General features: G+C 62.3%; 21 protein-coding genes. 17 read left to right on the top strand and 4 right to left on the bottom strand.

What is annotated here, in order from left to right; translation table 11 throughout:
- Positions 1-83: 83 nt before the first annotated feature.
- The 5 genes from Q1A91_RS06975 (at position 84) to Q1A91_RS06955 (ending at position 5,551) form a co-directional block, all read left to right on the top strand.
- Positions 84-1,019: a phosphoadenosine phosphosulfate reductase gene (locus Q1A91_RS06975; protein ID WP_299874850.1), complete on the top strand. Its 936-nt coding sequence runs from the start codon at positions 84-86 to the stop codon at positions 1,017-1,019.
- Between the two features lie 41 nt (positions 1,020-1,060).
- Positions 1,061-2,095, top strand: coding sequence for a dihydroorotase (pyrC, locus tag Q1A91_RS06970; protein ID WP_299874847.1), 1,035 nt, complete (start codon positions 1,061-1,063; stop codon positions 2,093-2,095).
- A 79-nt stretch (positions 2,096-2,174) separates the two neighbouring features.
- Positions 2,175-2,852, top strand: coding sequence for an orotate phosphoribosyltransferase (locus Q1A91_RS06965; RefSeq protein WP_299874844.1), 678 nt, complete (start codon positions 2,175-2,177; stop codon positions 2,850-2,852).
- Positions 2,853-2,999: 147 nt separating this feature from the next.
- A complete protein-coding gene (locus Q1A91_RS06960) occupies positions 3,000-4,496 on the top strand; it encodes a replicative DNA helicase (RefSeq protein WP_299874841.1) in 1,497 nt (498 codons plus the stop codon).
- Positions 4,496-5,551: an agmatine deiminase family protein gene (locus Q1A91_RS06955; protein WP_299874838.1), complete on the top strand. Its 1,056-nt coding sequence runs from the start codon at positions 4,496-4,498 to the stop codon at positions 5,549-5,551. The genes Q1A91_RS06960 and Q1A91_RS06955 overlap by 1 nt, the downstream gene beginning before the upstream one ends.
- Before the next feature lie 106 nt (positions 5,552-5,657).
- Here Q1A91_RS06955 and Q1A91_RS06950 read toward each other — a convergent pair whose 3' ends face one another.
- Positions 5,658-6,983 (bottom strand): dienelactone hydrolase family protein, encoded by a 1,326-nt coding sequence (locus Q1A91_RS06950; protein ID WP_299874835.1) that lies wholly within the window; start codon positions 6,981-6,983, stop codon positions 5,658-5,660.
- 127 nt (positions 6,984-7,110) lie between these two features.
- On the opposite strand from Q1A91_RS06950, the gene alr reads away from it, so the two are divergent.
- The 12 genes from alr (at position 7,111) to Q1A91_RS06890 (ending at position 18,116) form a co-directional block, all read left to right on the top strand.
- Entirely contained in the window at positions 7,111-8,151 is a 1,041-nt protein-coding gene (gene alr, locus Q1A91_RS06945; RefSeq protein WP_299874832.1) for an alanine racemase, read from the top strand.
- Positions 8,135-8,608, top strand: coding sequence for a paraquat-inducible protein A (locus Q1A91_RS06940; protein WP_299874830.1), 474 nt, complete (start codon positions 8,135-8,137; stop codon positions 8,606-8,608). Before alr ends, Q1A91_RS06940 begins: the two co-directional genes overlap by 17 nt.
- A 71-nt stretch (positions 8,609-8,679) precedes the next feature.
- A complete protein-coding gene (gene radA / locus Q1A91_RS06935) occupies positions 8,680-10,047 on the top strand; it encodes a DNA repair protein RadA (protein WP_299874827.1) in 1,368 nt (455 codons plus the stop codon).
- Between the two features lie 40 nt (positions 10,048-10,087).
- Positions 10,088-10,645, top strand: coding sequence for a CvpA family protein (locus Q1A91_RS06930; protein ID WP_299874824.1), 558 nt, complete (start codon positions 10,088-10,090; stop codon positions 10,643-10,645).
- A 299-nt stretch (positions 10,646-10,944) separates the two neighbouring features.
- The gene (gene purF / locus Q1A91_RS06925; RefSeq protein WP_299874822.1) at positions 10,945-12,426 is read left to right on the top strand and encodes an amidophosphoribosyltransferase; all 1,482 of its coding nucleotides are present in this window, start codon (positions 10,945-10,947) and stop codon (positions 12,424-12,426) included.
- Positions 12,427-12,469: 43 nt separating this feature from the next.
- The gene (locus tag Q1A91_RS06920; protein ID WP_299874819.1) at positions 12,470-12,910 is read left to right on the top strand and encodes a hypothetical protein; all 441 of its coding nucleotides are present in this window, start codon (positions 12,470-12,472) and stop codon (positions 12,908-12,910) included.
- Between the two features lie 241 nt (positions 12,911-13,151).
- On the top strand, positions 13,152-13,415 hold the full coding sequence (locus tag Q1A91_RS06915; RefSeq protein ID WP_299874817.1) for a pilus assembly protein PilP: 264 nt from the start codon (positions 13,152-13,154) through the stop codon (positions 13,413-13,415).
- Between the two features lie 42 nt (positions 13,416-13,457).
- On the top strand, positions 13,458-14,093 hold the full coding sequence (locus Q1A91_RS06910; protein WP_299874814.1) for an SDR family oxidoreductase: 636 nt from the start codon (positions 13,458-13,460) through the stop codon (positions 14,091-14,093).
- Positions 14,094-14,173: 80 nt separating this feature from the next.
- Complete coding sequence (gene surE, locus Q1A91_RS06905) at positions 14,174-14,959, top strand: 5'/3'-nucleotidase SurE (protein WP_299874812.1); 786 nt, start codon at positions 14,174-14,176, stop codon at positions 14,957-14,959.
- Entirely contained in the window at positions 14,956-15,612 is a 657-nt protein-coding gene (locus Q1A91_RS06900; protein WP_299874810.1) for a protein-L-isoaspartate(D-aspartate) O-methyltransferase, read from the top strand. The genes surE and Q1A91_RS06900 overlap by 4 nt, the downstream gene beginning before the upstream one ends.
- Before the next feature lie 56 nt (positions 15,613-15,668).
- Positions 15,669-16,913 (top strand): peptidoglycan DD-metalloendopeptidase family protein, encoded by a 1,245-nt coding sequence (locus Q1A91_RS06895; RefSeq protein WP_299874807.1) that lies wholly within the window; start codon positions 15,669-15,671, stop codon positions 16,911-16,913.
- A 177-nt stretch (positions 16,914-17,090) separates the two neighbouring features.
- A complete protein-coding gene (locus Q1A91_RS06890) occupies positions 17,091-18,116 on the top strand; it encodes a Hint domain-containing protein (protein WP_299874804.1) in 1,026 nt (341 codons plus the stop codon).
- Here the strand turns inward: Q1A91_RS06890 and Q1A91_RS06885 are convergent.
- From Q1A91_RS06885 to tatB, 3 genes are read right to left on the bottom strand one after another with little or no spacing between them, the layout of a single operon-like run.
- Positions 18,109-18,960, bottom strand: a complete 852-nt coding sequence (locus Q1A91_RS06885; RefSeq protein WP_299876139.1) for an ATP-binding protein — start codon at positions 18,958-18,960, stop codon at positions 18,109-18,111. The genes Q1A91_RS06890 and Q1A91_RS06885 overlap by 8 nt on opposite strands.
- Positions 18,960-19,889, bottom strand: a complete 930-nt coding sequence (gene tatC, locus Q1A91_RS06880; RefSeq protein ID WP_299874801.1) for a twin-arginine translocase subunit TatC — start codon at positions 19,887-19,889, stop codon at positions 18,960-18,962. Before tatC ends, Q1A91_RS06885 begins: the two co-directional genes overlap by 1 nt.
- A complete protein-coding gene (gene tatB, locus Q1A91_RS06875) occupies positions 19,886-20,350 on the bottom strand; it encodes a Sec-independent protein translocase protein TatB (RefSeq protein WP_299874798.1) in 465 nt (154 codons plus the stop codon). The genes tatC and tatB overlap by 4 nt, the downstream gene beginning before the upstream one ends.
- Position 20,351 lies beyond the last annotated feature (1 nt).

Here is a 20,351-nt window from a genome sequence, read left to right as displayed (position 1 = left end):
CACATTCTCGCCTTATTCTACTAATATTGCACGAGCGTCAGCACGCGCGACAAGCAGGCGACATGGGACCCGAGGACCGAGTGATGAAAGACCAGACCACAACGCTCGACACGTCACTGACCGATCTGCCGCGCGCAGACTGGCTGGAAGCGGTTGCCGAGGTGACGGAGGAAGACGGTTTTTTCCAGACGCTGGGCCCCCGCCATTTCGCCGCCTTCGCCGAAGACGGCGCCACCCTGTTGGTCACCTTCGAGACGATGCAGGGCATTCATGCCCTTTCCGATCTGGCACAACCTCTGGGCTGGGACATGCTCAAGGCGCACCATTGGTCGCATCTGTGTGTCGGCAGTGACGGGGATACATGGTTCCGGGATCCGGCAGTCTATGCGTTCTTTGACCGCCTCGTCGATGACGGGTTCTTCGATGAATTCGACACCGTGGTTTTCTACGGCGCCGGTCCCTGTGCCTATGCCGCCGCTGCCTATTCCGTGGCGTCCCCAGGCGCGCGGGTGCTGGCGATCCAGCCGCAGGCAACGCTTGATGCCCGCCTCACCGAATGGGATCCGCGTTTCACACCGCTGCGCGCCTGCGATTTCACCACGCGCTACGGCTATGCGCCGGACATGCTGGACGCGGCCCACAGCGCCCATATCCTCTATGACCCGCGCGAACAGCTTGATGCGATGCACGCCGCCCTGTTTACCCGCGCCAATGTCACCAAACACCGCATGCGCTTCATGGGCGACGCGCTGCAAACCGACCTTCTGGAGATGAACCAATGGGTGCCGCTGCTGCTGGCCGTGGCCGAAGACCGCCTCGACCCGGTTGCCTTTGCCCGCATCTTCCGCGCCCGCCGCGACTACCGCACCTATCTGCGTTGCCTTCTGGGCGCGCTCGAAGCCGAAGGCCGCGATCACCTGGCCGCCATGGTCTGCCGCAACGTGACCAGCCGCATGCGCGCGCCCAAATTCGGCAAACGCCTCGCTGAAATCGAAGCCCGCATCGCGGAGAACGCCTAACACTCTGGCGCCCTGCACGCCTCCGTGCTAGCCCGGTCGCCATGAGTGATACCCTGACCCTGCGCCGCCCCGATGACTGGCACCTGCACCTGCGCGATGGCGATATGCTGCGCGCCGTGCTGCCCCACACCACCGCCCATTTCGCCCGTGCGATCATCATGCCCAATCTGGTGCCGCCCGTGGTCACGCTGGCCGATGCGCAGGCCTATCACGCCCGCATCATGGCCGCCCTGCCCGAGGGCGCGGCGTTCACCCCGCTGATGACGCTCTACCTCACCGAAGACACCGACGCGGATGACGTCGCAGCCGCCCATGCCTCGGGCCTCGTGCATGCCGTCAAACTCTACCCCGCAGGCGCCACCACTAATTCCGCCAGCGGCGTGACCAATTTTGACAGGGTCGCGCCCGTCCTCGAACGTATGGCCGCCATCGGCCTGCCGCTGTGCTGCCACGGCGAAGTCACCGACCCCGACATCGACATCTTCGACCGCGAAGCCGTCTTCATCGACCGCGTCCTCGACCCGATCCGCCGCCAACACCCCGACCTGCGCGTGATCATGGAACACATCACCACCGCCAACGCCGTCGACTACGTGCATGCCAATGACACCAATCTTGCCGCGACGATCACCACGCACCACCTGGTGATCAACCGCAACCACATCCTCGCCGGTGGCATCCGCCCGCATTACTACTGCCTGCCCGTGGCCAAACGCGAATCCCACCGCCTTGCCCTGCGTGCCGCCGCCACCTCCGGCGACGCGCGCTTCTTCCTCGGCACCGACAGCGCCCCCCACACCGACGCACGCAAACTCCAGCCCTGCGGCTGCGCCGGCTGCTTCACCGCACCCAACACGCTCTCCATTCTGGCCGAAGTGTTTGAGCAGGAAGGCGCCCTCGACCACCTGGAAACCTTCACCTCCCGCAACGGCCCCGCCTTCTACGGCCTGCCGGTGAACGCGGACACCATCACCCTCACCCGCGAACGCCCGACATACCCCGACCACATCGACACCCCCGACGGCCCCGTCACCGTCTTCGACCCGGACATGCCGCTCCATTGGCGCGTGACCTGATCTTCCAAATGGTTCAAAAAACCCCGCCGGAGGCCTGAAATCTCTTCCGGCGCCCCCTCACCACAAGGACCCCGCTGCAATGATCCCCACCAGCTTCCCCACCGCCGATGAAATGGCCCGCCTCACCGCCCGTATGCTGCTGGAAATCGAAGCCGTGCATTTCAACGCGGATGAGCCTTTCACCCTCGCCTCCGGCCTGCCCAGCCCGACCTACATCGACTGCCGCAAGCTGATCTCCTTCCCCCGCATCCGCGCCACGCTGATGGATTTCCTGACCGTCACCGTGATGCGCAACGCAGGGTTTGAGGCCTTCGACAACGTCGCAGGCGGGGAGACCGCAGGCATCCCCTTCGGCGCTCTGGTGGCCGAACGCATGGCGCTGCCCATGACCTATGTGCGCAAGAAACCCAAGGGATACGGCCGCAACGCCCGTATCGAAGGGGTGATGACGGAAGGCCAGCGCGTGCTGCTGGTCGAGGATCTGACCACCGATGGCGGCTCGAAACTCAGCTTTGTCGATGCCATCCGCGAGACGGGTGCCACCTGCGGGCATACCGCCGTCATCTTCTACTATGACATCTTCCCGGAAACGACAAAAACCTTGGGCGATCACGGCGTTACACTGCACCATCTGTGCACCTGGTGGGACGTTCTGGCCGAAGCGAAAGCGCAAGGCGCTTTCAATGAGGCGACGCTTACAGAGGTTGAAAAATTCCTGCACGCCCCCAAAGACTGGCAAGACGCAAGAACCCGCTGATCTCCCTCTAAATCTTGACAGACACACCTCAAAAATCGCAAGATGTAGCCCCGGCATCCACAAACCGGCTTATCCACAGGTTATACATTTTGCGCAGCAGCCCGCGCCTCGTTAAGACCTGTTAAAGGGCAAGAAACGGGTGAGACAATGAACGAGATTACATCGCTGAACGCGACCGATATCGCTGTGCAGGCCCCAGATACGATGCCGCATTCCATCGAGGCGGAACAGCAGCTTCTGGGGGCGATTCTCACCAACAATGACATCTACGACCGGGTGGCCTCCATCATCGGGCCGAAGCATTTCTATGACCCCGTGCACGCGCGGATCTTTGACATCGCCTCCCAGCGGATTGCCAAGAACAATCTCGCTTCTCCCGTGACGCTCAAGGCATTCATGGAGGAGGACGAAGGCCTCAAGGAACTTGGCGGTCCGGCCTATCTTGCGCGCCTTGCGGGGGCCGCGATCTCTGCCTTTGCGGTGCGCGATTATGCGCAGATGATCTACGATCTGGCGGTGCGGCGGGACCTCATTCAACTGGGCCGCGACATCTCTGCCAAAGCCGCCACGGTGGATGTCTCTTCCGAGCCGCGTGAGCAGATTGTCGAAGCCGAACAGCAGCTCTACAAGCTCGCGGAACAAGGCCAGGTCGAAAGCGGATTTCAAAGCTTTCTCAAAGCGGTAACAGACGCGGTGAATGTCGCCAACGCGGCCTATCAGCGTGACGGTGGCCTCTCGGGTGTCTCCACCGGCCTGATCGACATGGACAAGAAACTCGGTGGTTTGCACCGCTCTGACTTGTTGATCCTCGCAGGGCGTCCCTCGATGGGGAAAACCTCGCTTGCCACCAACATCGCCTTCAACGTCGCCAAAGCCTACAAACGCGGCGTGACCGCCGACGGCTCCGAAGGCGCCATCGACGGCGGCGTCGTGGGCTTCTACTCGCTTGAGATGAGCGCCGAACAGCTTGCTGCCCGTATCCTGTCCGAAGCCGCAGAAATCCCCTCCCAGCAAATCCGCTCCGGCGACATGACCGAAGTCGAATTCCGCCGCTTCGTCGACGCCGCCAAAGCGCTGGAAGCCTGCCCGCTTTTTATCGACGACACACCCGCCCTGCCGATCTCCCAACTCGCCGCCCGCGCGCGTCGTTTGAAACGGACCCATGGCCTTGATGTGCTGATCGTGGACTACCTCCAGCTGGTGCGCGGCACCGGCAAATCTGAAAACCGGGTGAATGAAATCTCCGAAATCACCATGGGTCTCAAGGCCATCGCCAAAGAACTCGACATCCCCGTCATCGCCCTCTCGCAGCTCAGCCGTCAGGTGGAAAACCGCGAGGACAAGCGTCCGCAGCTTTCAGACCTGCGCGAATCCGGCTCCATCGAACAGGATGCCGATGTGGTGATGTTCGTCTTCCGCGAAGAATACTACAAAGAGCGCGAAAAACCCGGCGATCACGATCTGGAAGCCATGGCCGCCTGGCAGGAAGAGATGGAGCGCCTGCACGGCCGCGCCGAGGTGGTCATCGGCAAACAGCGTCACGGCCCCATCGGGACAGTGGATCTCAGCTTTGAGGGCCGCTTCACCCGCTTTGGCAACCTCGTCAAACCCTGGCAGCAGGGCGGCGACGAACAGGAGTTCTGATGCGCCGCCGTGACCTGATGCTTGGCGCGGCTGCATTTGGCGTTACAGCAAAGGGGTCTGCCATGGCCGGATCACCGCTCCATATCCCGCCCGAAGAAGCACCCCATGCGCAGACCTTCATGATGTGGCCCAGCAGCCTGCCGGTCTATGGGGACAGGGTTTTCCTGCGCATGGCGCAGCGGACCATTGCCGATATCGCCAATACCATCGCGCAGTTTGAGCCGGTGATTCTGCTGGCCGATGCCGCGCAGCACGCCACCGCCCGCAAATGGCTCAGCGATGCCGTGACCCTGTGGGACGTGCCCACCGAAGACCTCTGGGCGCGGGACGCAGGCCCGCTTTTTGCCTTTCAGGATGGGGAATTGGTGGTCAGCCACATTCAATTCAACGGTTGGGGGAACAAGCAGCAGCACCGCCATGATGGTCAGGTCGCGGCGCGCGTGGCCGCCCGGATGGGCATTCCGCTGATCGACAGCGGTCTGAAGGGCGAGCCCGGCGGGGTCGAACATGACGGCCACGGCCTGCTGATGGCCCATGAAAGTTCCTGGGTGAACCCCAACCGCAATCCGGGGCTGAGCCGGGGTCAGGTCGAAGACCGCCTGCTGGCCGCCTACGGGGCGGAGCGGATGATCTGGGCGCGCGGGGTCTACGGGGAGGACATCACCGACTACCACATCGACGCCCTTGCCCGTTTCACCGGACCGGGCCGCGTGTTGATGAACCTGCCGGATGCACCTGTGACCGACGACCCCTTTCATCTGGCCGCGCTGGAGACCCATGACGCGCTCAAAGCCGCAGGCCTTGAGATCGACGTCATTCCGGAGCCTGAAATCCGCCGGGTCGCGTCGATTGAATTTGTCGCCTCCTACGCCAATTACTACGTCTGCAACGGCGCGGTGATTGCCGCGCAATTTGGAGATGAGACAGCAGACACCATCGCGGTGGAGGCCCTGCAACGACATTATCCGGGACGCGAGGTGATCACGCTGAACGTCGATGTGCTGGGGGAGTTGGGCGGCGGCATCCACTGCGCAACGCAGCAGATGCCCGCCTGATTTTGCCAATCTGTCCCCGCGGGGACAGGTTTTAACCCTTAATTAATCGCTGTGCAGCCTAGACTTACACCGCGCTCTTAAGGTTAACGCGCGCGGAGGCAGCGCCTTATTGCGGCACTTTCACTTCATAGCGCAGACCCTTGGCTGTGCCTTCGGCGAAGCCTTTCCAGTAGGAGTGATCCTCCTTCTCGGTCCCGTCGTCTTCCTTGGACCAGACACCGTCGTTGGAATTCTCTACCAACTCAAGATAGCTTGCCGCTTCGGCGTCCGTCTTCAGGTGGCGGTCCATCCAGGCGGTGACGAAATGCTGCGCGATGTTGTTCATGCGCGCACTGTCCCAGACCGGGTCGCTGTAGTGTTCGGAGATGTCGAAGCCTTTGTCTTCGTTGAAGTAGTAGCTTTCCTTGGGAGCCGGCATCGGCGCGCCGGAATTGTGACCACCGTTTTCATATGTCAGAAGTGCCGCCTCGACGTTGCTGACGCCGTCCCAAAGTGCGCGCACGCCGTTTTCATATAGCGACACATCATCCTGCGATCCGGCAATGAACAGCATCGGGATCTGCACCCCTGCCAGCCCGTCCGCGTCCCAGAACCCCGTGTTCATACCCCACGGCCCAAAGGCCACGGCGGTCTTGATCCGCGCGTCGGGCAGCGCATTGTGGCTGTCGCTGCCTGCAAGGTGGATGCCCAGCGTGCCATGCGGCCCGCCCCATGGGTAAGCGACGGAGGCTTCGGTCACGCCGCCCCCTGCGGTGATCACCGCGCCATAGCCGCCCATGGAATAGCCGATCAACCCGGCGTTGCCGGCGTCAAAAAGACCCGCCATCTCGCCGCCGTCCGCCGCCATCTGGGCCATTTCCTCCAGCACAAAAAGCTGATCGAGCGAGCGGTTCACCAGTGTGGATCCAAACGCCGCCTGTGTGCGGTAGGTGCTGTCGGTGTGGTCGATGGAGGCCACGACATAGCCTTTGGACGCGAGGTTCTCGGCGATATGGCTCAGCAGGAAGCGGTTGCCCGGATAGCCGTGGCTGATGATCACCAGCGGATAGGCATCGTCGGGCGTGGCGGGCGCGGCGTCACGCATGGCGCGGCCTTGCAGGTCCACTTCGGTGGTGCCGTCACGCAGGAAGGCTTTGAGCGTGGTGTCGCCGCTTGCGCCATCGGCAGCGGGATACCAGACCTCGACCGTCAACGGGCGGTCGTAGCGCGGCAGGGGATCGGGTTTGTCGGCAGCGGGATCAATGGCGAGGATGTTGATCTGGTCGGGGTTTGTCATTTCAATCTGACGCACGCCAACGGGCATGTCGCCGTAGGCCGCAAGGGCCGGTGCTGAGGGCAGTTGCGTGTCGATGCGGTTCTCCGCCCAGAGCGCGGAGGCGGCAACGCCAAGTGTCACGGCAAGGGGCAGTGTTGTCAGTTTTGCAGATGTCATGGTGGGTCCTCCCTGGGGTTATAGGTACGGTAGCGGCTGAACCGTGCGGGGCAAGCGGCAATTCCGGCCCGGTCCGCAACGTCACCTGATGCTTGACCCGGCGGGGAAATTGCCTAAAGCACCGGGGATGAGTGTTGCACAACTGACAATTGATCTGGCGGCTGTCGTGGCCAACTGGCGCGCGCTGGACCGCGCGGGCAGCGCGGAGACCGGCGCGGTGGTCAAGGCGGATGCCTACGGTCTGGGGATCGACGATGTCGGCCCGGCACTGGCCAAGGCCGGGGCACGGCATTTCTTTGTGGCCGCGGCGGAGGAAGGTGTGGCGCTGCGGCGCGCGCTGGGACCGGGGCCGGTGATCTATGTGTTCTCGGGCCATATGGCGGGGGATGCGGATGTGATCCGCACCGCCGCTCTGGTGCCGTTGATCAATTCGGTCGATCAGTTGCTCTGCCATGTGGAAAGCCTGCCGGGGCATCCCTTTGGCGTCCAGTTGGACAGCGGCATGAACCGGCTGGGGATGGAGCCATCGGAATGGGCCGCGCTGCGCGATCTGGCACTGGCGCAGAAGCCTGAGTTGATCATGTCCCATCTGGCCTGCGCCGATGAGCCCAAGCACCCGATGAACACGCAACAGCTGAACACCTTTCTGGGCATGACACAGGATGTGGATGTGCCGCGATCGCTGGCCGCGACGGGGGGCATTCTGCTGGGGCCGGCCTATCATTTTGAACTGACGCGCCCCGGTGTGGGGCTGTATGGCGGGTTGCCGTTTGTGGATGCCGTGCCGGTGGTGACGCTGGACATTCCGGTCATTCAGACGCGCGAGGTGCAGGTGGGCGAATCCGTGGGCTATGGCAATGCCTTTGTGGCCGACCGGGTGACCAAAGTGGCCACGATTGCAGCCGGTTATGCCGATGGTCTGATCCGCGCGATGGGGCCACGGGCGGCGTTGACGGCGGAAGGTGTGAAGGTGCCCGTGATTGGCCGGGTGTCGATGGACATGCTGACGGTGGATATCACGGATGTCGCCGGGGAGCCTGAGAGTTTGCAGATGCTGGGGGCGCATCAGTCGGTGGACACGGTGGCGGAATATGCCGGCACGATTGGCTATGAAGTGCTGACGTCGCTGGGCGCACGGTACAAGCGGACCTATGTCCCGCACACTTAAGATCTGCAATCTGGCACTTTTGGTGCTGTACCCGCTGGCGTGGTGGGCGCCGCTGATGAAAGCGGGGTTGCTGCCGCTGTTTTCGCTGAACGAGATTTCGGTGCTGACGGGTCTGCAATCGCTTTGGGGGTCGGATATCTTTCTGGCGCTGGTGGTGACGGTGTTTGCGCTGTTTGCGCCGTATTTGAAGACGATTGGGCTGGCCTTGGTGCATTTCGGGTTGCTGAGCGGGCGCGCCTTGCCTGCGCTCCATGTGATGGGCAAGCTGGCGATGGCGGATATCTTCTTGATTGCGCTCTATATTACGCTGGCCAAGGGGATTGGTGTGGGGCGGATTGAGACGGCCTGGGGATTGTATCTGTTTACAGGGTGCATTCTGGCGTCACTGTGGATTTCATGGGGAACCGAACGGTTGGAAAGGGGCGGAATTTTCGAAAATTCCGAAACGAATTCTTAGAAGAATTCGGACCGATCTTTTCAATAAGATCGGGTGATTGACGAACGCGGAGTGCTCCGCCACAAGACCCCATGGCGAAATCATCCAAAACCTTTTCCTGCTCTGCCTGCGGAGCCTCGTTCAACAAATGGTCGGGGCGCTGTGACGGCTGCGGCGAATGGAACTCCATCGTGGAGGACAAAGGCATTTCGGCGGGGCCGCCTTCGAAGTCTCTGGGGGCAAAACGCGGGTCATCGGTACAACTGACCGATTTGTCCACGCAGGAGGTGCCCCCTCCGCGCAAGATGTCGGGCATTGGTGAACTGGACCGGGTGCTGGGCGGTGGTCTGGTGGCGGCCTCCGCGATTCTGGTGGGGGGCGATCCCGGCATTGGGAAATCCACCCTGTTGTTGCAGGCGGCGGCGCATTTTGCACAGAAGGGGCTCCGCACCATCTATGTCAGTGGCGAGGAAGCCAGTGCGCAGGTGCGGATGCGGGCGCAAAGGCTGGGGCTGGATCAAGCCCCGGTGAAGCTGGCGGCAGAGACCAACCTGCGCGATATTCTGACCACGCTGGAGGTGGAGAAGCCGGATCTGGCGATCATCGATTCCATTCAGACCATGTGGGCGGACAATGTGGAAAGCGCGCCGGGGTCGGTGTCTCAGGTCCGGGCGGCGGCGCATGAATTGACGGCCTTTGCCAAGCGGCGCGGCGTCTCGGTGGTTTTGGTGGGTCACGTCACCAAGGAAGGGCAGATCGCCGGGCCACGGGTGGTGGAGCATATGGTGGATACGGTGCTCTACTTTGAGGGAGAGCGCGGGCATCAGTTCCGGATTTTGCGCAGCGTGAAGAACCGTTTTGGCCCGGCAGATGAGATCGGCGTGTTCGAGATGACAGGCGGCGGTTTGGCCGAGGTGACCAATCCGTCTGCCTTGTTCTTGTCAGAACGCGGGGCGCCTGCGGCGGGGTCGGTGGTGTTTGCAGGCATTGAAGGTACACGGCCCGTCCTGGTTGAATTGCAGGCGCTGGTGGCCCCCTCGCCACACTCACAGGCGCGGCGCACGGTGGTGGGCTGGGACGGGGGCCGTCTGGCGATGATCCTGGCGGTGCTGGAGGCGCGCTGTGGCATTCCGTTTGCGGGGCTGGATGTGTATCTGAACGTGGCGGGCGGGATGAAGGTGTCGGAACCGGCGGCAGATCTAGCGGTTGCAGCGGCCCTGCTGAGTGCACGCGAAGATGTAGCGCTGCCTGCGGAAACCGTGGTTTTTGGGGAAATCAGCCTGTCGGGTGCGCTGCGCCCCGCCACTCAGACGGAAAATAGGTTGAAAGAAGCCTCAAAACTTGGTTTTACCAGCGCCATCGCGCCTGCTGGTGGAAAAACAGTGGGCACATCTGGTCTGAAGCTGAATACAATGTCGGACCTGACCGGGTTTGTGGGTGAGATTTTTGGGGCCGGGTGACGGTCTCTCATCATAAGAAAACGAGCAGAAAGCAGGGCAGATGGAAGGTTTTACGATCATTGACGGTGTGGTGGCACTGGTCATCGTGTTGTCTGCGCTGCTGGCCTATGGCCGCGGGTTGGTGCGTGAACTGATGGCGATTGTCGGCTGGGTGGCCGCTGCGGTGCTGGCCTATATGTTCGCGCCCCGCATTGAGCCTTTGGTGCGCGAATTGCCCTATGTCGGTGAATGGCTGGCGAACAATTGCGAGATGTCGATTGTGCTGGCGTTCTTTATCGTGGTGGCGGCGGTGCTGATCATCGCGTCGCTGTTCACGCCGCTCTTCTCTTCGATTGTGCAGCGATCGGTGCTGGGCGGGCTGGATCAGGGCCTTGGGTTCCTGTTTGGCGTGGTGCGCGGCATTCTGTTGGTCGCTGTCGGGTTCTTTGTCTATTCCATCGTTGTCACGCCCGGAGAGATCACCATGGTTGATGACAGCCGGTCCGCGAAGGTCTTCGGTCAGTTCACGGGGCAGATCGAGGAGCGCAATCCCGAAGAAGCGCTGGGATGGATTGAAGCGCGTTTTGTGGAGCTGGTTGGCAACTGCGGCGCGTCCTGACCGATGCCGCATCCGGTTGATCCGGTGCGCCGGGATATTTAGAGCCAAAAAGAGAAGCAGCGGCAGGGGCGGTTGGCCCCTGCTGCGCTGCGGTATGCCGTTGCAGGCACCGGTTGAGAAGGCGGGCGCGCGGATTGATGGCCGGGCGGGCGTTTTTTCCAATCCACCCTGCCCCTGCGTAAACCTTTGCGCAGTGGGGTGACAGCACTGCCCATAGACCGTAAACCCGTCATAATCCTTCTTGCCCGGATTCGGAGAGCTGCCCTTTGCCGAAGCACCCTGCCCCTCGCGCCCCGCTCATGCCCCCTGCCCATCCGTTTGATGCCAGTTACATCGACGATATTGATGGAGACAAACTCAAGGAAGAATGCGGCGTCTTTGGCGTGGTCGGCGTGGCCGATGCGGCGAATTTCGTGGCCCTTGGCCTGCATGCCTTGCAGCATCGCGGGCAGGAAGCGGGTGGGATTGTCAGCCATGATCCCAAGCTGGGGTTTCAGTCGGCGCGGCGGTTTGGCTATGTCCGGGACAACTTCACCTCGCAGGATGTGATGCAGCATCTGCCGGGAGAACTGGCGATTGGGCATGTGCGGTATTCCACCGCAGGCTCCAAGGGGCAGACGGCGATCCGCGATGTGCAGCCGTTTTTTGGTGAGTTCGCCATGGGCGGGGCGGCGATTGCGCATAATGGCAATATCACCAACGCCAATGCGCTGCGTAAGGAACTGATTGAGCGCGGGTCGATCTTTCAGTCCTCCTCTGACAGTGAGTGTATCATTCATCTGATGGCGCGGTCGATGCAGCGCACGATCCCGGAGCGGATGGAAGATGCCCTGCGTCGGGTGGATGGGGCGTTTTCCATCGTGGCGATGACGCGGACCAAGCTGATTGGCGTGCGTGATCCGCTGGGCGTGCGCCCGCTGGTGTTGGGCAAGGTGGGCGATGGCTATGCGCTGAGTTCCGAGACCTGTGCGCTGGACATCATTGGTGCGGAGTTTGTGCGGGAGATCCGGCCCGGCGAGATGGTGGTGATCACGCCCGAGGGCATCCAGACCCATTTCCCGTTCCGGCCGCAGCCGTCGCGGTTCTGTATCTTTGAGCATGTCTATTTCTCACGCCCTGACTCTATTCTGGGCGGGCGGTCGGTTTATGAGACGCGCGAGAACATTGGCCGTGAGTTGGCCAAGGAAAGCCCGGTGGAGGCGGATCTGGTCTGTCCGGTGCCGGATAGCGGGACACCCGCGGCGATTGGATATTCGTTGGAATCGGGGATTCCTTACGCGATGGGGATCATCCGCAATCAATACATGGGGCGGACGTTCATTGAACCGACAGAGCAGATCCGCAACATGGGTGTGCGGTTGAAGCTGAACGTGAACCGGGCGCTGATCCGAGGCAAGCGGGTCATTCTGGTGGACGATTCAGTGGTGCGCGGCACCACCAGCCGCAAGATCAAGGAGATGATCCTGGATGCGGGGGCCAAGGAGGTGCATTTCAGGATTGCCTCCCCCCCCACAGCCTGGCCGTGTTTTTACGGGGTGGACACGCCGCAGCGGGAAAAGCTGCTGGCGGCGACCATGTCGGAAGAAGAGATGCGGGAGCATCTGGCGGTGGACAGTCTGAAGTTTATCTCGCTCGACGGGTTGTACCGTGCGGTGGGCGAAGCGAAGGGACGCGATGCGGCTTGCCCGCAGTATTGTGACGCCTGTTTCTCGGGGGAATACCCTGTGGCCCCGGCGGACAAGATCGAAGAAGGGTTTGTCATGAAACCGGCCGCTGAATAGGCTGCTGCCCGAAACTGTCAGCAGCCTGTGTTAGGGTGGTGATATGGAAAACCCAGAGACAGCTTTGAACGATGTGATTGCCGGGTGGCCGGTGCCTGCGGCGCAGAAGGCAGCGGCGTGCCGTGCGGTGTTTCTGGACGCGGCACGGGCGGCGGATGTGGGGCCTTTGGCCGAAAGTCTGAAGTGGGGGCAGCCTGCCTGGCGGCCTGTCACACCGCGGATGGGGTCGACCTTGCGGATGGATTGGGATGCGGGGCAGCCGGGACAGCTTGCGTTGTTTGTGGATTGCAAAACCGATCTGGCGGCACGGATGCGGGATTTGTACCCTGATCTGCCGGGCAATGACGGGCAGCGGCGGATCGTGATTGATCTGGAGGCCCCCTTGCCGGAACAGGCGATTGCGCATCTGGCGGAGATGACATTTGGGTATCACCGGGCGAAGCGGCAGCGGGGGGTGAACGCAGGCGTGGTGCTGCGGGGCTGAGGGATCGCCAAAACAGATTTCAAGCCTCCGGCGGGGTATTTTTTGCCATTTGGAAGGGGCTTGAGAGGCTGTGCTCCGGGGTCTTCGGGAGGCTCTCTTGGCAGGTGTTGTCGGGGGAATGCGCTGAAAATCGCCGGTGGGGTGGCGGGGGGGCGCCGTGCCGTTACGTCGCCTCTTTTTTCCCGGGTCTGGCGTTGTTACCTGCCGCTCTGGATCAGAGACAACGCGAAGTTTTCACATCATGGCAACAACAGATACGCAGGCCACCCCGACGGGTGTGGCCCAATTGGCGACGGAGCGTGTTCATCTGGACCGGGTGGCGCTTTTGGGGATATTCGGGACGCAGAGCGCGCCTGCGGCATTGGTGCGGGAGGCGGATGGCGACACCGCGCGTGTGCAGGTGGGCGACCGGGTTGCAGGCGGTACGGTGACGGCGATTGGTGAAGACCGGGTGGTGGTCAGCCGGGCGACCGGGCAAAAGGTGCTGCGCCTGCCCAAGGGGTGAGAGGGCCTTGACCCGCCGCGCCCCAGCGGGCAAAGGGCAGGCATGACAAAAACCGCTTTGATCACCGGCGCATCGCGCGGCCTTGGGGCCGCTTTGGCAGAGGCGCTTGCCCCCGCATATCACGTCATTGCCGTGGCGCGCACCACCGGCGCGCTGGAAGAGCTGGATGATCGCATTCAGGCCAAGGGCGGTCAGGCGACGCTGGCGCCGATGGATGTCACCAATGCAGATGCGATGGCGGTGCTGTGCCGGGGCATCCATGACCGGTGGGGCCGCCTTGATCTGTGGCTGCACACGGCGGTGCATGCGGCCCCCATGGCCCCGGCGGGCCATATTGATACCAAGGACATGGCCAAATCAATTGCCTGCAACGTCACCGCAACCGCGACCTTGATTGCCTATGTCGCCCCGCTGCTGGGGCTGGAGGGCAAGGCGGTGTTTTTTGATGATCCACGGGCGGGGAGCAAGTTCTTTGGCGCTTATGGTGCGACCAAGGCGGCACAGATCGCGATGGCGCGGTCGTGGGAGGCGGAGACGGTGAACACCGGACCAAAGGTGCGGGTCATGACCCCTGCCCCGATGCCCACAGCCACCCGTGCGCGGTTTTTCCCCGGTGAGGACCGCAGCGCGCTCAATGACATTCACGGCCAGGCGGCTGAGGTTTTGGCGCAACTCTGATTGCTGCAAAACCCGTCGCGATCCTGGCCACCTTGCCGGGTGTGGCCCCCTCGCCTATCAAGATCAAAAAAGGCGGCGATATGCGCATTCTCATCACCAACGACGACGGTATTTCTGCGCCGGGTCTCATGACCCTGAGCGCCATCGCCGAGGAACTGGCAGGCCCGGACGGCGAGGTTTGGACCGTGGCCCCGGCGTTTGAGCAATCGGGCGTGGGCCATTGCATCAGCTACACCCATCCGATGATGGTCGATCAGCGGGGGCCGCGGCTGTATGCGGCGGAAGGCTCTCCGGCGGATTGCGTGTTGGTGGCCATTCATGACGTGCTGAAGGACAGCCCGCCGGATCTGGTGCTGTCGGGGGTGAACCGGGGGAACAATTCGGCGGAGAATACGCTTTATTCCGGCACCATTGGCGGCGCGATGGAAGCGGCCTTGCAGGGGTACCCGGCGCTGGCCTTGTCGCAGTATTATGGCCCGGCCAACCGCGATCTGGCCGATCCGTTTGAAGCAGCGGCGCGACATGGCGCGGAAGTGGTGCGCCGGGTGCTGGCCCATACGCCGAAGGAAAAGGGTGGCTATTCGTTGTTTTACAACGTGAATTTCCCACCTGTGGCAGCAGCGGACGTGCGCGGTATCCGGCTTGCCACGCAAGGGCGGCGCCCCGGTGTGGTTTTTGCCGCTGAGCCGCATCTGTCGCCCTCGGGGCGGCGGTTCTTGTGGATCAAGGGCGGCAATCAGCAGGTCGGCACGGCGGCGGGCAGTGATGCGGCGGTGAACCTTGATGGATACATCTCCGTCACGCCCATGCGCGCGGATCTGACCGCGCATGACATGATGGACCGCTTGAGCGACATCAACACATGAATGAGCCGCCCCTCTCTGACGCGGAACGCAAGATGCAGTTTCTCTACGCGCTGCGCTCCAAGGGGGTGACCAATGCCCGCGTGCTGGGCGCGATGGAGAGCGTGGACCGGGGGCCGTTTGTCAAAGGCATCTTTGCGCAGAGGGCTTATGAGGACATGCCGCTGCCGATTGTCTGCGGGCAGACGATCAGCCAGCCCTCTGTGGTGGGGTTGATGACACAGGCGTTGGAGATTTCTCCGCGTGACAAGGTGTTGGAGATCGGCACCGGGTCCGGCTATCAGGCGGCGATCCTGAGCAAGCTGGCGCGGCGGGTCTATACCATCGACCGCCATCGCCGTTTGGTGGTGGAGGCGCGGGAGGTGTTTGACAGCCTCAAGATGACCAACATCACCGCGCTGGTCGCCGATGGCAGTTTTGGGCTGGCCGAACAGGCCCCTTTTGACCGGATCATCGTGACCGCTGCCGCCGAAGACCCGCCCGGCCCGCTGCTGGCGCAGCTCAAGGAAGGCGGGATCATGGTTCTGCCGGTGGGGCAATCGGATGCGGTGCAGCATTTGATCCGGGTCCGAAAGACCGCTGATGGGCTGGAGTATGACGAAATGCGCGCAGTGCGCTTTGTGCCTTTGCTGGAAGGCTTGGGTAAGGACGGATAATAGGGTATAAGGCCCCAAATCCCGGATACACGGGGTAAGCAGACGAGGACATGCAGATGCGTCACGATATTTCGCGCCCGATGACTGTGTGCCGCAAGGCGCGCCTGATGCTCATTCTGGGCGGCAGTGCCCTGGCCCTTGCGGCCTGTGAGAACCAACCGCTTGATCTGGACCTGCGCGGCGGGTTGGGATCGTTTTCGACAGCGCAGGCGGCGACAGCGCCGCTGGCAGACCGGCCACGCCCGGACAGCCGGGGGGTGATCTCCTATCCCAACTATCAGGTGGTTGTCGCACGGCGCGGCGACACGCTGGCGGATGTTGCGCAGCGGGTTGGGGCAGATACTGCGCAGCTGGCGCGGTACAACGGGATCGACCCTTCCGTGCCCCTGCGCAAGGATGAGATCATCGCCCTGCCGTCCCGTGTGGCTGAACCCTCCCCTGCGACGGGTGCTGCGGGCACCGGCCCCATCCAACCTGTTGATATTTCTAGCCTTGCAGGCAATGCGATTGACCGCGCACTGGCACCGGCCGGGGTGCAGACGGCCAGCCTGCCGCCGGCCAGCGGTGCTGCGGCTGCCGCCCCCAGCAAACCTGCGCAGACCGGTAAGGAGCCTGTGCGCCACCGGATTGAGCGGGGCGAGACGGCCTATACCGTTGCGCGTCTTTACAACGTGCCGGTCAAGGCGCTGGCGGAGTGGAACGGGCTGGGCGCGGATTTTTCGGTGCGCGAAGGCCAGTTCCTGCTGATCCCCGTGGCCCAGCAGGCGCCGCCCCAGCGCACAGCAGCGCTTGAACCCAAGACCACCCTGCCCGGTGCCGGCAGCCCGACGCCGACGCCGCCTTCGGCCACCAAGCCGTTGCCGCAGGATGACACCGCCAAGCCGAAACCTGTCGCCCAGAAACCAGCCAAGCCGGTTGCGGATGTGGGTCAGGTGACCAAACCGTCAGCGGTGACAAAGATGATCACCCCCGTACAGGGCAGCATCATTCGCGGCTATACCAAGGGCAAGAACGAGGGCATCAACATCAAGGCCGCCAATGGCGCGCCGGTGAAAGCCGCCGATGACGGCACTGTTGCGGCCATCACCAAGAGCGCCGAAGGCGTGCCGATTGTCGTGCTGCGTCATGAAGGCAACCTGCTGACGGTCTATGCCAATGTGACGGATGTGTCGGTCAAGAAAGGCGACGCGGTCAAACGTGGCGCGCAGATTGCCAAGCTGCGCACCGGCACGGATGCCTATGTGCATTTCGAGGTCCGCAAAGGGTTCGACAGCGTCGATCCCACGCCCTACATCCAGTGATGTGACATTTTGCGAGAACCGGCGCTTCGGCGCCGGTTTTTGTGTTTTGAGACCCCAAAACCGCCAAAAACCACGCTGAATTCTTGCTTTTGACACAAATCAAAGGCTTTCGGCAAATTCAGGCCTTGTTCATCCCCTATCCCATTCGCGACGCAGAAAGCGCGATTGGCCCCAACCATGCCGGTATTTTACGGCTATACAAATGCGATCTTTGGCACGCAGAGCACGGTTAACGGCTCTGCGTTTGACTACAATTTTGCCCCGCCCAGCGGCTCCACCTGGCGTTTTACCGGTCCCGACACCTGGTTTGTGGTGGAGGAAAACGATGGTGCGACGAACTTCAACGGCGATCCCACCAATGAAACGGTCAGCGCGCAGGAGCAGATCGGCGGGGCGTGGCAGCAGACCGTTGATATCGGTGGCACACAGCAGCAGGTCGTTTACGATTACACCTTCACGGTGACTGACGGCACCGACACCTGGCGGGTGTCGGTGATCGACGTGGATCTGAACAATGACGACGATCTGAGCGATGCAGGTGAAGACGGATACTACCTGATCTTCCCCGATGGGATGCCGCCTGCGGATACGGACCTGACGGCGGGCGGGATCAGCGACAACAGCACCAGTTTCCTGCATGCGGATGCCGGGGCGACGGTTGTCTGCTTTGCGCAGGGCACGTTGATAGAGACCGCAGACGGGCCACGTGCGGTTGAAACGCTGGCCCCCGGCGATCTGGTGTTGACGCGGGATGCCGGCATGCAACCGCTTCGCTGGCTGGGGCAGACGCAGGTTGCGGCCCAAGGGGCGCTGGCCCCCATTGTGATTTCCAAAGGCGTGCTGGCCAACAGCCGCGACCTGACCCTTTCGCCACAACATGCTGTGTTGCTGGACGACTGGCGGGCAGAGATGCTCTTTGGCGCATCAGAGGTGCTGGTGCGGGCCTGTGATCTGCTGAACCACGACGGGGTGTACCGTAAGCCCGGTGGCGTGGTGACCTATTGCCATCTGCTGTTTGACGCGCATCATCTGGTGTTGTCGGAAGGCGCGTGGACAGAGAGCCTCTATCCCGGCGACATGACCCTGCAAAGCGTGAACCCCGACGCGCGGAAGGAAATCACGCGGCTGTTCCCCGATCTGGGGGCCTATGGCCCCAAAGCGGTGCCCTGTCTGCGATCGTTTGAAGCGCGCTGTCTCAGCTGAGGGCGATGCCCTTGCGCCCGGCAAGATCCACAAAGAACTGCCAGGCCACCCGGCCTGACCGCGATCCGCGCGTGGCCTGCCATTCGATGGCTTCGGCGCGCAGGGTGTCTGCGTCGATCTGCACGCCAAAGGCCGCGCAATAGCCGTCGATCATGTCGAGGTATTGCGTCTGGTCGCAGGCGTGGAACCCCAGCCACAGGCCGAAACGGTCCGAGAGGGAGACTTTTTCCTCCACTGCTTCTGCCGGGTTGATGGCGGAGCCTCGTTCGTTTTCGATCATGTCGCGGGGCATCAGGTGGCGGCGGTTAGAGGTGGCGTAGAGAACCACGTTTTCCGGGCGGCCTTCGATGCCGCCATCCAGCACGGCCTTGAGGGATTTGTAATGCGCATCGTCATGGCCGAAGCTGAGGTCGTCGCAGAACAGGATAAAGCGCTGCGGCACATGGCGCAGGTGGTTGAGCAACCGGCCGACACTGGGCAGGTCCTCGCGCTGCAGCTCCACCATGCAGAGCGCTTCATGCTCTGCCTGAACTGCGGCATGTACTGCTTTGACCAAGCTGGATTTTCCCATGCCCCGCGCACCCCAGAGCAGCGCGTTGTTGGCGGGCAGGCCGGCGGCGAACTGGCGGGTGTTGGCCAGCAAGGTATCGCGCGCGCGGTCGATACCGATCAGCAGGTCAAGCGCCACGCGGGAAACCTCTGGCACCGCTTCCAGCCGGTCCGGGTCCGTGTGCCAGACAAAGGCGGACGCGGCACTGAGGTCAGGGGCGGCCATGGGTGCGGGGGCCATCCGTTCGAGGGCCGCCGCGATCCGTTCAAGGGCTGCTGTGCCCGCTTCGTCCATCACTTCTGGATGTCCTCACCTTCGCCATCGTCGAATTCGGCCTGCAGGTCGTCTTCGTCGTCGTAATACCCTTCGGCGCGCAACTGCGCCTCGCGCTTCTTCTCGACCCATTTGACCAGCTGGATGGAGATTTCATAAAGCCCGTAGACCACCACAAAAAGGATCAACTGGGTAATGACATCCGGCGGTGTGACGAGTGCGGCCAGCACCAGGATCGCCACCACGGCATATTTGCGCACGTTCCCCAGCCCTTCGGAACTGACCAGACCCGCCTTGCCCATCAGTGTCAGCAGCACGGGAAGCTGGAAACACAGCCCGAACGCCATGATGAATTTGAGCGTGATGTCGAGGCTTTCGTTCACCTTGCCATTGAAGGTGATGATCGCGGCGCTGCCTTTTGCGGGTTCAATCGCGCCCCCGGACGCAGCGGAGATCACGTTGGTCATGAAAGAAGACGCATCCGCAAAACCCAGCAGGAATGTCATTGCCAGGGGCGTCACGACAAACTGGGCAAAGCTCGCCCCCAGAAAGAACATCAGGGGGGAGGCGATGATAAACGGCAAAAACGCGTTCTTTTCGTTCCGGTACAGCCCCGGTGCCACAAAGCGCCACAGCTGAAACGCGATCACCGGAAAGGCCAGCGCAAAGCCGCCCACAAGGGATACCCGGAACACGGTAAAGAGGTATTCCTGCGGGCTGGTGTACTGAAGCGCGGGGTTTTCATCGCCCATGTCGCGCAGGGTCTCCACCACCGGGGTGAGCAGGAAATTCATCAGATGTTCGGCAACAAAGTCCCCGTTGATGGGGACAAACAGCACGATGATCGCCACCAGCAACGCCAGAACCGACCGGATGAGCCGGGTGCGCAGTTCTGCCAGATGCTCAATCAGCGGTGCGGCGCTGTCGTCCATGTCTTCATTGGCACTCATGTATCGGTCTTTTCTGCCGGTGGGCTTGGTACTTTGGCTTCCAGCTCTTCGGCCTTGGCCATCGCCTCTGCCGCTTCGCGTTGCTTGCGTTCAGCAGCGGCGCGGGCGGTGGCGGCCTGAATTTTGGCCGCGTCTTCCTTGCGTTTCGCGGCCAGCTTGCCGGTCTCACTCTCCGGGTCGATGTCGGTCATCGCCTTGGCGGCGGATTTCACGCTGTCTGTCGCGGCGCCGATGGGGTTGGTCGCGGCTTTCAGCGATGAATTGAGGGTGTTGGACATCTCACGCACGCCGGATTGGTCCGCGGCATCATTCATCGCGCTGCTGAATTCGCGCGCCATGCCTTTTGCCTTGCCGACAAACTCCCCGACGCGGCGGAACAGGATCGGCAGATCCTTGGGGCCGACCACGATCAGCGCCACAATGCCGATCACAAGAAGCTCCGGCATCCCCAGATCGAACATG

It is taken from the genome of uncultured Sulfitobacter sp., from assembly GCF_947500075.1.
GTDB lineage: Bacteria > Pseudomonadota > Alphaproteobacteria > Rhodobacterales > Rhodobacteraceae > Sulfitobacter.
Note: the sequence above shows the minus strand (reverse complement) of the source record. Positions and strands in the feature narration are given on the sequence as shown.